Source organism: Microbacterium marinilacus (assembly GCF_019753765.1).
Classification (GTDB): Bacteria; Actinomycetota; Actinomycetes; order Actinomycetales; family Microbacteriaceae; genus Microbacterium; species Microbacterium marinilacus.
This window is the reverse complement of the sequence record NZ_JAIJZW010000001.1, coordinates 459,638-471,339: the sequence shown is the minus strand read 5'-3', so window position 1 is coordinate 471,339 and position 11,702 is coordinate 459,638. Positions and strand designations below refer to the sequence as shown.

9 protein-coding genes are annotated in these 11,702 nt (G+C 73.4%); 5 read left to right on the top strand and 4 right to left on the bottom strand.

Features of this window, described 5'->3' with window-relative positions:
• Positions 1 to 6 precede the first annotated feature (6 nt).
• Positions 7 to 474, top strand: a complete 468-nt coding sequence (locus K5S26_RS02110) for an acyl-CoA thioesterase (protein ID WP_221855520.1) — start codon at positions 7 to 9, stop codon at positions 472 to 474.
• 80 nt (positions 475 to 554) lie between these two features.
• Here the strand turns inward: K5S26_RS02110 and rsmI are convergent, their stop codons facing one another.
• Positions 555 to 1,373 (bottom strand): 16S rRNA (cytidine(1402)-2'-O)-methyltransferase, encoded by an 819-nt coding sequence (gene rsmI / locus K5S26_RS02105; RefSeq protein WP_221855518.1) that lies wholly within the window; start codon positions 1,371 to 1,373, stop codon positions 555 to 557.
• A 62-nt stretch (positions 1,374 to 1,435) separates the two neighbouring features.
• Between rsmI and K5S26_RS02100 the strand changes: the two genes are divergently transcribed.
• Positions 1,436 to 2,944 carry a dolichyl-phosphate-mannose--protein mannosyltransferase gene (locus K5S26_RS02100; protein WP_221855516.1) on the top strand — a complete coding sequence of 503 codons (1,509 nt, stop codon included), beginning with the start codon at positions 1,436 to 1,438 and terminating at the stop codon, positions 2,942 to 2,944.
• 196 nt (positions 2,945 to 3,140) lie between these two features.
• On the opposite strand, the gene K5S26_RS02095 is transcribed toward K5S26_RS02100, so the two are convergent.
• Genes K5S26_RS02095 through K5S26_RS02085 form a run of 3 tightly spaced genes read right to left on the bottom strand, consistent with a single transcriptional unit; the run spans position 3,141 to position 5,354 of the window.
• Positions 3,141 to 3,659, bottom strand: a complete 519-nt coding sequence (locus K5S26_RS02095) for a hypothetical protein (RefSeq protein ID WP_221855514.1) — start codon at positions 3,657 to 3,659, stop codon at positions 3,141 to 3,143.
• The gene (locus tag K5S26_RS02090; RefSeq protein ID WP_221855512.1) at positions 3,656 to 4,495 is read right to left on the bottom strand and encodes a hypothetical protein; all 840 of its coding nucleotides are present in this window, start codon (positions 4,493 to 4,495) and stop codon (positions 3,656 to 3,658) included. The genes K5S26_RS02095 and K5S26_RS02090 overlap by 4 nt, the downstream gene beginning before the upstream one ends.
• A gap of 22 nt (positions 4,496 to 4,517) precedes the next feature.
• Positions 4,518 to 5,354: an aldo/keto reductase gene (locus tag K5S26_RS02085; protein ID WP_221855510.1), complete on the bottom strand. Its 837-nt coding sequence runs from the start codon at positions 5,352 to 5,354 to the stop codon at positions 4,518 to 4,520.
• A 140-nt stretch (positions 5,355 to 5,494) separates the two neighbouring features.
• Here K5S26_RS02085 and K5S26_RS02080 point away from each other — a divergent pair, with 140 nt between their 5' ends.
• The 3 genes from K5S26_RS02080 (at position 5,495) to K5S26_RS02070 (ending at position 11,702) form a co-directional block, all read left to right on the top strand.
• A complete protein-coding gene (locus tag K5S26_RS02080) occupies positions 5,495 to 6,670 on the top strand; it encodes a glycosyltransferase (protein WP_221855508.1) in 1,176 nt (391 codons plus the stop codon).
• Between the two features lie 44 nt (positions 6,671 to 6,714).
• On the top strand, positions 6,715 to 10,653 hold the full coding sequence (hrpA, locus tag K5S26_RS02075; RefSeq protein ID WP_221855506.1) for an ATP-dependent RNA helicase HrpA: 3,939 nt from the start codon (positions 6,715 to 6,717) through the stop codon (positions 10,651 to 10,653).
• Positions 10,654 to 10,805: 152 nt separating this feature from the next.
• Positions 10,806 to 11,702 (top strand): ABC transporter substrate-binding protein, encoded by an 897-nt coding sequence (locus K5S26_RS02070; RefSeq protein ID WP_221855504.1) that lies wholly within the window; start codon positions 10,806 to 10,808, stop codon positions 11,700 to 11,702.

Here is an 11,702-nt window from a genome sequence, read left to right as displayed (position 1 = left end):
CGAAGGATGACGCCCCAGACGCTCCCGGACTGGCACTGGTCGGAGGACGGCGTGAACTTCCACACCCGCAAATGGGTGAAGCCGGAGGACCTCAACGCCAACGGCACGCTGTTCGGCGGCAGCCTGCTGCGCTGGATCGACGAGGAGGCCGCGATCTACGCGATCATCCAGCTCGGCAACTACCGCGTCGTCACCAAGCTCATCTCGGAGATCAACTTCGAGTCGTCCGCTCTCCAGGGCGACCTGATCGAGATGGGGCTCGGCGCCACCCGCTTCGGTCGCACGTCCCTCACCATGCGCGCCGTCGTGCGCAACATGATCACCCGCAAGCGCATCCTGACCATCGACCGTCTGGTGTTCGTCAGCGTGGACGAGCAGGGTCGCCCCACGCCGCACGGCTTCACCGACGTCACCTACGACCGCGACCGCATGCCGCGCGAGCACCCCGCGACCGGCACGGTCAGCCTGCCGTAGCGCGGATGCCGTCCACCCACGAGTGCCATGTGGCACTCGCCGACCACCCGCGAGTGCCATAGGGCACCCGCGGATCGGGGTCAGCGCCTCGCGGCGAGCGCGGCCTGGTACAGGTCGCGCGAGGAGTGGCCGGTGTGCGCCGCGACCTCGGCGGCCGCATCCTTCAGCCGGGTCCCTGCCGCGACGAGCTCCTGCACCTGCGCGAGGGCGTCGGGCAGCGGCACGTCGCCCGCGACAGCGCCGCCGACGACGATCACGACCTCGCCGCGCACGCCGTCCTCGGCCCAGGCGCGCAGCTCGGCCAGGCCGCCGCGCACGACCTCCTCGTGCAGCTTGGTGAGCTCGCGGCACACGGCGGCGCGCCGGTCGTCGCCGAAGGCGGTCGCCATGTCGGCGAGCGTCTGCGCGACGCGCGTGGGCGCCTCGAAGAACACCATCGTGCGGGGCTCGGACGCCAGCGCCGCGAGCGCACGGCGCCGCTCCCCGGGCTTGCGCGCGACGAAGCCCTCGAACGTGAAGCGGTCGGTCGGCAGCCCCGCCACCGCGAGCGCGGTGAGCACGGCGCTCGGCCCGGGGATCGCGGTCACCGTGACCCCGGCTTCCGCCGCCGCGGCGACGAGCCCGTAGCCCGGGTCGCTGACCGTCGGCATCCCCGCGTCCGTCAGCACCACGAGGTCCTGATCGCGCGCGAGCTCGACCAGCTCGGCGGCCTTCTGGCGCTCGTTGTGGTCGTGCATCGCGATCAGCCGCGGACGGTTGGCGATCCCGAGGGCCGCGAAGAGGCGCTGGGCGGTGCGGGTGTCCTCGGCGGCGACCACCGGCGCGTCCTCGAGCACCTCGACCAGCCGGCGCGACGCGTCGCCGAGGTTGCCGATGGGCGTCGCCGCGAGGATGATCACCGCCCCAGCGTAGCCGCGGGCGATGCCGGGGCCCGCGCCGCCCGCGCTCTAGGCTGGACGCCGTGACCCGCGCGCGCCTGGAGTGGCTGACCCCCCTGCTGCTCACGCTCGTCGCCGCCGCGCTGCGCTTCACCGGCCTGTGGCATCCCCAGGATCTCGTGTTCGACGAGACGTACTACGTCAAGGACGCCTGGACCCTGCTGCACCTCGGGTACGAGGCCACCTGGCCGGACGACGCGAACGAGCTGTTCACGTCCGGGGACACCGACGTGTACTCGACCGACCCCGCGTACGTGGTGCACCCCCCGCTCGGCAAGTGGCTGATCGCCCTCGGGATGCTGCTGTTCGGAGCCGACAGCGGGTGGGGGTGGCGCTTCTCCGCGGCGCTCGCCGGCACCCTGCTGGTGCCGCTCGTCTACGCGATCGCCCGCCGCCTCTCCGGATCCGTCGCGGTCGGCGCGATCGCCGGGGGGCTGCTCGCCGTGGACGGCCTCGCGATCGCGCTCAGCCGGGTGAGCCTGCTCGACGGCTTCCTGGCCTTCTTCGTCACGCTCGCGTTCTGGTTCGTGCTGCTCGACCGCGACCGCACCGAGGCGCGCATCCTGTCCTCCGAGAGCCGGCTCGGCCCGGTCATCTGGAACCGGCCGTGGATCCTCGCGGCGGGCGCGGCGCTGGGGGCCGCGACGGCGGTGAAGTGGTCGGGCCTGTACGTGCTCGCGGGCCTCGGCGTGTACCTGGTCGTCACGGACGCGCTGGTGCGCCGCCGGGCCGGGGTGAAGGAGTGGTACGCCTCGGCGGTCGTGCGGCAGGGCCCGGTGTCCTTCCTGCAGCTGGTGCCGGTCGCCGCGGTGGTCTACGTGCTCTCGTGGCTCGGATGGCTGGCGACGTCCGGGGGCTACGACCGCGGGTCGGATCCGAACCCCCTCGTCGCGCTGTGGAACTACCACTCGTCCATGTACGGGTTCCACGTGGGCCTCACGAGCGGCCACCCGTATGCGAGCCCGGCCTGGCAGTGGCCGCTGCTGCTGCGCCCGACGGCGATGTGGCTCGCGCGCCCCGAGACCGGCGAGGAGTGGTGCGGCTGGTCGGACGACTGCATCGGCGTGATCGGCAGCCATCCCAACCCGATCACCTGGTACGGCGCGTGGGCGGCCGTGCTGCTCGTGGTCGTGCTGCTGATCCGGCGCCGAGCGGGCAGGCTCGCCCCCGGGATCGCGCTCGCGCTGACCGGGCTGGCGGTCACGTACGTGCCCTGGCTGCTGTACCCGTCCCGGACGATCTTCCAGTTCTACACCGTGGCCATGCTGCCGTTCCTCGTGATCCTGCTGGCCCTCGCGATCGGCTGGCTCGCCCGCCCTCGCGATCCCGTCACGCTGGCGGATCCGAGCCCCGCCGAGCACGCCTACGCCGTGCGCCAGGCCCGCACCGAGACGCGCGCCTGGCGAACGGTGCTGGCGGTGTTCCTGGTGATCGCCCTGCTCGCGGCGGCGTTCTTCCTTCCCCTGTCCACCGGCTTCCTCGAGCCGTACGGGCTCTGGCGCCTGCACAACTGGCTGCCCGGCTGGGTCTGAGGCCGTCGCCGCTCGCTCACCATGGCGCGGTCGCCGGATCGACTGCCCGGTCGTCGGATCCGTGGGGCGAGCGGGACGCCCCGTTCATCCCGGCGTGCCCGCGTCCCGCCCGTCCGACGACCGAGTCGGTCCTCCTGCGACCGGGCACCGTGACGGACCCCGCGCCCCGCCCCGCGCGTCCTGGGACTCGAATGCCCTAGAAGGTGTCGGTGGCGCCGGTGTCGACGACGTACGTCTGCGGATGCGACTCGAGGTAGCGGACCGTGACGACGTCGGACATGAGCGACGCCCCCGTGTCCGGGTAGGACGCCGGGGTGAAGAAGTCGTACGGCACGGTGTACTCGACGCCGTCCGAGGCGGTGAACGTGATCCAGTCGCCGTCCCTCGTGCCCTCCGCCGTGGCGCCGTGCTGGTGGATGTACCAGCCGGTCGCGGAGACGCCCGTCAGCGAGAGGAGGCCGAGCACGCCGCCTCCGATCACGCCGACGGCGAGCACGCGGTACAGCCACGCCTGGACGACCGCGAGCGGCCGGGCACCGGGCGACGCGGCCGCCGCGGGCCCGGCGCCCGGGGCCGCCTTCCGTCGACGGGCCGAGAGCCCGGCCGCCATGGCGATGAGGCCCATCGACGAGAAGCCGGCGATGAAGACCATGGCGTAGCCGTGGGTCACGGGGAAGTTCGCGAGCCAGACGATGGCGTCGACCACGGGGTTCATCGTGCGGCCTCCTCGCGCAGCACCGTCATCGCGACGGTCTGCGGGTCGTGGGGCTGGTACATGGCGAAGACGGGCGAGCCCACCTGCACGCGTGACAGCGCCTCCGGGTGCACGAAGGCCTGCGTGTCGGCCTCCCAGGGCGCGCCTCCGTCCTCCGGGGTGACGAGCAGGCGCAGCTCGATCTCGACCTGCCCCTCCCGCCTTCGGCCGGTCGGACGCAGCGCGAGCACCGACGCCGGCGAGGTCACCCCGGACGTCCGCGCGGCGACGAGGTCCGCCGGGATCAGGCCTCGGTCGATCCGCCAGCGCAGCAGGCGCTCGCGCACGCGCTGCTCCGTCGGGTCGGCGACGGCGATCCTGCCGTGGTCGGCTGTCTCGTACTCGACCGGGAGCGGGCTCCCCGTCGTGAGGGCGGCGGCCTCCTCGACGGGGATCAGCTGCCGCAGCCGGGCGGGGAACGGCTCGCCCTCGGCCGGCGTCACGTCGAGATGGATGTCGTACTGCGGCACGTCGTTGACGGTCAGGCCGGTGCGGGACAGCGACGAGATCGTGGCGACGGCGATCGCGGTGTCGCGGCCGCGGCGCGGCCGCGCGCCCGCAGGCACGCCGCCGGCGGCCTCGGCCCCCGCCGGGACCAGCCGGCCGGCGCCGGTCAGCAGCAGCAGGCCCCAGGCGACGCCGACGAAGATGATCACGCCGCGCCCGGAGTCGTCGCGCAGGAACGGCAGGATCGACTCGCGTCCGTCCGTGCCCGTGAGCCCCTCGACGACCCAGATCAGCAGGATCGCCGACGCGGCGGCGAAGGCCAGCCGCACGAGCACGCGCATCGCGCTCACGGTGTCGAATCCCCGCACGGGCTCAGTTGACGTCGAGCGGGTGCGACCCGACCCGTCCGGAGCCGTCCAGCGGGTCGAGCGCGTCGATCGCGGCGACCTCGGCGTCCGTGAGCGCGAAGTCGAACACGTCGAAGTTCTCGGCGATGCGCGCGGCGCGCACCGACTTCGGGAACACGATGAACCCCTTCTCGAGGTGCCAGCGGATCACGACCTGCGCGGGGGTCTTGCCGTGGGCCGTCGCGGCGTCGGCGACGGCCTGCTCGCCGAACAGGTCGTACTTGCCCTGGCCCAGCGGGCCCCACGACTCGATGTGGACGCCGTGGTCGGCGGCCCACTCCGTGACCTCGCGCTGCTGGTAGGCGGGGTGCAGCTCGATCTGGTTCACCGCCGGCGTCACGCCGGTCTCCGCGACGATGCGCTCCAGGTGCTCCACCAGGTGGTTGGAGACGCCGATGCTGCGCGCGAGGCCCGCGTCGCGGATCTCGACGAGCCGCTGCCACGCGTTGACGTAGGTGCCCTTCTCGGGGGTCGGCCAGTGCGTCAGGTAGAGGTCGACGTAGTCGAGGCCGAGCTTGTCGAGGCTCTCGCCGACGGCGGCCCGGGGCTCGTCGCCCGCCTGGCGGTCGTTCCACAGCTTCGTGGTCACGAACAGCTCGTCCCGCGGGATGCCGCTCTTCGCGATCGCCGCGCCCACGCCCTCCTCGTTGCGGTAGATCGCCGCGGTGTCGATGTGGCGGTAGCCCGCCTCGAGAGCCTCGGTGACGGCCCTCTCGGCCTCGTCGGCGGGGACCAGGAAGACGCCGAAGCCGAGCTGCGGGATGTCGAAGCCGGAGTTGAGGGTGATGGTGGGAACGGTCATGGCTCCCAGCCTAGGAGGCCGACGGGGCGCCGCGCTCCCCCGCGTCGGAGACCGCCGTGGCGGGCGTGTCATCTGCGCGACTCACGCGTCGCGTATTGTGCACCGCCAGTCGACATCGTCACGTCATCGCAGGGAGCTCCATGTCCATTCGCGTTCTGAGCCTGTACGAGGGATTCTTCGCGGGCGGTGCGCGCATCCTGCACACGCACGTGATCCGCTCGCTGCACGCACTCGGACAGCGGCACTCCGTGCTCAGCATCGCCAGCACGGCCCGCCGCGAGGGCACCGTGCAGCGGATGGAGGCCGACGCCCGGTATCAGGCGCTCGCCGCCATCGGCGTGCCCGTGCACACCCTCGGGCGCGTCGCCGGAGCGCAGCCGCCGACGCCCGAGTCGTACAGCGACGACGAGCTCGAGATCGCCGCGCGCGCCGTGCAGGAGGCCGACGTGGTGCTCTCGCTCAAGGAGCAGCCGGTGGGCGTGCTGCGCGCGCTGCGGGACCGCGGCATGATGCCCGACGTGCCGGTGCTGGTGTGCCTTCACCGATCGGACCCCCGGCACTCGGGCGAGGCGCTGGAGGTGCTGGTCGACGCGACGCGCGACGGGCTGGTGACCGACGTGATCTCGTGCGCGGAGACCACCGAGCTCGCCTACCTCAAGGCCGGCGTCGAGCCGCGGCGGCGCGTCGTGATCCCCAACGGCATCGACCTCGCGCTCTTCCGGCCCGGCGACGCGGCGGAGCGCGCGGCGACCCGCGCGGCGCTCGGCGTTCCCGACGGCGACCGCGTCGTGATCTTCGCGGCACGGTTCGACCCGATGAAGGACCCGGGGCTGTTCCTGCGCGCGGTCGCGGCGCACCAGGAGCTCGACGACCGCACCCGGTACGTGATGTGCGGCGCGGGCATGACGCGCGACAACCCCGCCTTCGCGGAGCTGCTCGACGGCAGCGGCATCCGAGACCACGACCGGCTGCTCGCCCTCGGCATCCGCGACGACATGCCGGCGCTCTACCGCATCGCGGACGTCGTCTCGCTGACCAGCTCCTTCGGCGAGGCCTCGCCGCTGTGCCTGCTCGAGGGCATCGCGAGCGGCGCCGTCCCCGTCACGACTCCCGTCGGCGACGCGCCGCGCGAGGCCGCCGGGGTCGGATACGTCACGGCGCACGATCCCGCCGACATCGCCGCGCACTGGCAGCGGGCCCTCGACCGGGCGGCCGAGCCGCACCCGCTGCTGCCCGCCGAGCGCGAGCGCATCGGCTCGCGGCGGATGATCGAGGCCTACCGCGACGCGATCACCACGGCGTTCGCCGCGTCGTGACCGACGGGCGGAACGGGGCGGCGCGCCGCCTAGACTGAAGGGCTATGCCCGAACCGCGCATCTCCTACCCGCCCGAGCTGCCCGTCAGCGGCGCCCGGGAGGAGATCGCGCGCGCGATCGCTGGCCACCAGGTCGTGATCGTCGCGGGCGCGACCGGGTCGGGCAAGACGACCCAGCTGCCGAAGATCGCCCTGGAGCTCGGCCGCGAGCGGATCGCCCACACGCAGCCCCGCCGTCTCGCCGCCCGCACCATCGCGGAGCGGGTCGCCGAGGAGCTGCAGGTCGAGCTCGGCGACGTCGTCGGCTACAAGGTGCGCTTCACGGACAAGGTGTCGGACGCCACGCGCATCGCCCTCATGACCGACGGCATCCTGCTGAACGAGATCCACCGCGACCGCCTGCTGTCGCGGTACGACACGATCATCGTCGACGAGGCGCACGAGCGGTCGCTCAACGTCGACTTCCTGCTCGGCTACCTGCGCCGGCTCCTGCCCCAGCGCCCCGACCTGAAGGTGGTCATCACCTCCGCCACGATCGACCCCGAGTCGTTCGCCCGCCACTTCGCGGAGCCCGACGGCACTCCCGCGCCGATCATCGAGGTGTCGGGACGCACGTTCCCGGTCGAGGTGCGGTACCGGCCGCTGACGTCGGAGACGACCGACGCCGCGGGCGACGACGCCGAAGCCGAAGCCGCCGATCGCGGCTACGACGCGGAGGACGAGGTGTCCGGCATCGTCGCCGCGCTGCGCGAGCTGGACAGGGAGGCGCCGGGCGACGTGCTGGTGTTCCTGCCCGGCGAGGCCGAGATCCGCGACGCCGCCGACGCGGTGCGCGGCGCGTTCCGCGACCAGCGATCGCCGACGGAGGTCCTTCCGCTCTACGGCCGGCTGAGCGCGGCGGAGCAGCACCGCGTGTTCGAGCGGTCGACCGTCGCGGGGCTGCGGCGCCGGGTGATCCTCGCGACGAACGTCGCGGAGACGTCCCTGACGGTGCCGGGGATCAAGTACGTGATCGACACGGGCACCGCGCGCATCTCGCGCTACAGCAACCGTGCCAAGGTGCAGCGCCTGCCGATCGAGGCGATCTCGCAGGCCTCGGCGCAGCAGCGCTCCGGCCGCGCGGGCCGCACCAGCTCGGGCATCGCCATCCGCCTGTACGGCCAGGACGACTTCGACCGCCGACCCGAGTTCACCGAGCCGGAGATCCTGCGCACCTCGCTCGCGTCGGTGATCCTGCAGATGCTCGCGCTCGAGTTCGGCGACGTGTCGGAGTTCCCCTTCCTCACCCCTCCCGACTCCCGGGGCGTCAAGGCGGCGCTCGACCTGCTGGTCGAGCTGGGCGCCGTCGCGCTGATCCGCGACGGGTCGCCCCGTCTCACCCGGATCGGCCGCGACATCGCGCGACTGCCGATCGACCCGAGGTTCGCGCGCATGCTCGTCGAGGCGCACCGCAACGGCACGGTCACGGAGGTGCTCGCGATCGTCTCGGGGATGTCCATCCAGGACGTGCGGGAGAGGCCCGAGGACCGCCGGGAGCAGGCGGATCAGGCGCACGCGCGCTTCGCCGATCCGACCAGCGACTTCCTCACGCTGCTGAACCTGTGGAACCACCTGCAGGACAAGCAGGCGGAGCTCGGGTCGAGCGCCTTCCGGCGCCTGTGCCGCTCGGAGTTCCTCAACTACGTGCGGGTGCGGGAGTGGTTCGACGTGCACCGGCAGCTGCGCGGTCTCGCCGGGGGCCTCGGCGGTCGCGACGGCCGCCGGCGCAGCGCGTCGTCGGGCTCCGCCGCCGCCCGCTCCGGCGACGGCGGACAGGCGGCCGGGCAGGCGGGCGATGCGATCCACCAGGCGCTCCTCGCTGGTCTGCTGTCGCAGATCGGCGTGCTCGACGAGCGCGAGAAGGTCCGGGAGGGCCGAGGCGCGCAGTACCGGGGGGCGAGGGGCATCCGGTTCTCGGTGTTCCCCGGCTCGGTGCTGCGGCGGCGTCGCCCGAAGGCGGTCATGGCCGCCGAGCTGGTGGAGACGTCGCGGCTGTTCGCCCGCACGGCCGCGCAGATCGACCCGGCGTGGGCGGAGACTCTGGCGGGTGACCTCGCCAGACGCCAGGTCAGCGAGCCGCACTGGTCGAAGGACGCCGGCGCCGCCATGGCGTACGAGAAGGTCACCCTGTACGGGGTGGAGATCGTGCCGCGCCGGAGGATCCAGTTCGCACGCGTCGACCGCCCCGCCGCGCGCGAGCTGTTCGTCCGCCACGCGCTGGTGGAGGGCGAGTGGGACCCGTCGCGGCTGCCGCAGGCGCTCACGGCGTTTCTGCGGCAGAACCACGAGCTGCGCCGGCGTCTCGAGAAGCTCGAGGAGCGCGAGCGTCGCCGCGACATCCTCGCGGGCGACGAGGCGGTCTTCGCCTTCTACGACGCGCGGGTGCCCGTGGACGTGTTCGACGTGCGCTCGTTCGAGACGTGGTGGCGCGACGCCCTCGACCGCACGCCGAAGCTGCTCACGATGCGCGAGGCCGACCTCGTGGAGGGACAGGCGACGGCGGACGCCCGTGAGTTCCCGACGCGCTGGACGCAGGGCGACCAGACCCTGAACCTCGCCTACCGCTTCGAGCCGGGCGCCGCCGACGACGGCGTCACGGTCGTGGTGCCGCTCGCGCTGCTCGCCTCCATCGAGCCGGTCGGCTTCGACTGGCAGGTGCCCGGCATGCGCTCGGAGCTCGTGACGGCCCTGCTGCGCGCGCTGCCGAAGGCCGTTCGCCGGCATGTCGTGCCCGCCGCCGACTGGGCCGAGAAGCTCTCGGACGAGCTGAGCGGCACCGGACCCGAGGACCACGCCGGGCGCCCGCCGCAGACCCTCCGCGAGGCGCTCGCCCGGCGGATCCAGCGCGTCGCGAACCAGCCGGTGGACGCGAGCGCCTTCGAGATGGAGCGCGTGCCCGCCCACCTCGGCATGTCGTTCCGCGCCGTGGACGAGCGCGGGCGCGCGCTCGGATCCGACCGTGACCTCCGCGCCCTGCAGGACAGGCTCGCCGGCCGGGCCCGACAGAGCGTCGCGCGTTCGCTCGACCGGCAGGCTCGGCGCGACGGCCCCGCCGAGGTGGCGGGCGCGCCCGCGCCGTCGGCCCTCGAGCGCCGCGGGCTGACCGGCTGGGACCTGGACGTGCTCCCCGAGGTGGTCGACACCAGGGTCGCGGGCGGCGTGGTCCGCGGGTACCCCGCCCTCGTGGACGAGGGCACGTCGGTCGCGCTGCGCGTCGAGGCGACGCCCGAGCGCGCGGCGGACGAGACGCGCCGCGGCGTCCGCAGGCTCCTGCTGCTGACCGTGCCCTCCCCCGCGTCCTACGTGCAGGAGCACCTCACGGCGAACGAGAAGCTCGCGCTGGCGTCCTCGCCCTATCCGTCGGCGAAGGCGGTCATCGAAGACTGCCGCGCCGCCGTCGCCGACGCGGTCATCGAGCGCGCCGGCGCCCTTCCCCGCGACCGCGCCGCGTTCGACGCGCTGCGCGCGGAGGCCGTCCGGGGATCCGTCGACGACGTGTTCGCGTGCGTCTCCCTCGTGGCCCGCATCCTCGCCTCCGCGCGCGATGTCGAGCGCGCGCTGAAGAAGGCGAACTCGATGGCGCTCCTCGGGGCGCTCGGCGACGTCCGCGGGCAGCTGGCGGGCCTGATCCGTCCCGGGTTCGTCTCCGAGACGGGCCTCGCCCGGCTGCAGCACCTGCCGCGCTACCTCGAGGGGGCGCGTCTGCGGCTCGAGGCGCTGCCCGACAACCCCGGCCGCGACCGCGCCTGGATGACCGAGCTCGAGCGCGCGACGGCGGCGTATGCGGAGGCGGGAGGCGCCATCCCGCTGCCCCCCGACGCGCCCGCCCGGCTGCGGCAGGCGCGCTGGATGCTCGAGGAGCTGCGAGTGGGACTGTTCGCGCAGCGGCTCGGGACCGCGGAGACGGTGTCGGTGCAGCGTCTGCAGAAGGCCCTCCGGGGCTGACGCCCGGCACGCCGGTCGGCGCGTCCTCCTCCGGCGCTCGGCGTCCGCCGACATCCCGCGGGCGGCGAAACCTCGCCGACACACGAGGTTCTCTACAATCGACGTTGTCCCGCACCCGGCCGTCACGAGCAGCCGCCCCCGATAGGAGCACCATGTCCCTCCGCCGTCCCGCCCTCGGCCTCGCCGCCTTCGCCCTGTCGGGCCTGCTCCTCGCCGGATGCGCCGGCGGCTCCTCCGCTCCCGAGACCGAGGCCCCCGAGGGCGACGCGCCCGCGGTGACCGCCGACGAGGAGCTGCACGCCCTGCTGCCCGCCGACGCGCAGGAGGACGGCGTCGTCGTGGGCACCGAGGCGTTCTACCCGCCCTACGAGTACCTCGACGCGGACGGCTCCACCGTCATCGGCCTCGACATCGACCTGCTCGACGCGGTCACCGCCCGCCTGGGCATCTCCTACACGCTCGAGAACGTCGCGTTCGACACCCTGCTGCCCTCGCTCGACGGCGCCCGCTACGACATCGTCGTCGCCGGCATGACCGACACGGTCGAGCGCCAGGCGAACTACGACTTCGTCGACTACTTCAACGCCGACCAGGCGATCATCGTCGCGTCCGGCAACCCGGAGGGCATCTCGACGATCGCCGACCTGTGCGGCCAGACCGTCGCCGTGCTGGTCGACTCGACGCAGCAGGAGATCCTCAGCGAGGCCGACTGCGACGAGCCGATCGACATCCTGACGCAGCCGACGGACAACGACGCGCTGCTGCAGGTGCAGTCGGGCCGCGCGGTCGCCACGCTCACCCAGGAGGCGACCGGCCGCTACAACGCGTCGCAGATCGGCGGCGGCTCGGCCTTCGAGGTCGCCAACACCGAGTCGATCGACCCGCGCCCCCTCGGCTACGTGTTCCAGAAGGACAGCGAGCTGGTCGAGGCGTTCCAGGCCGCGCTGCAGTCGCTCGTCGACGACGGCACCTACGCCGAGATCCTCGCCGGGTACGAGCTCGACGCCGCCGCCCTCGAGACCATCACGGTCAACGGCGCGGAGCAGTGA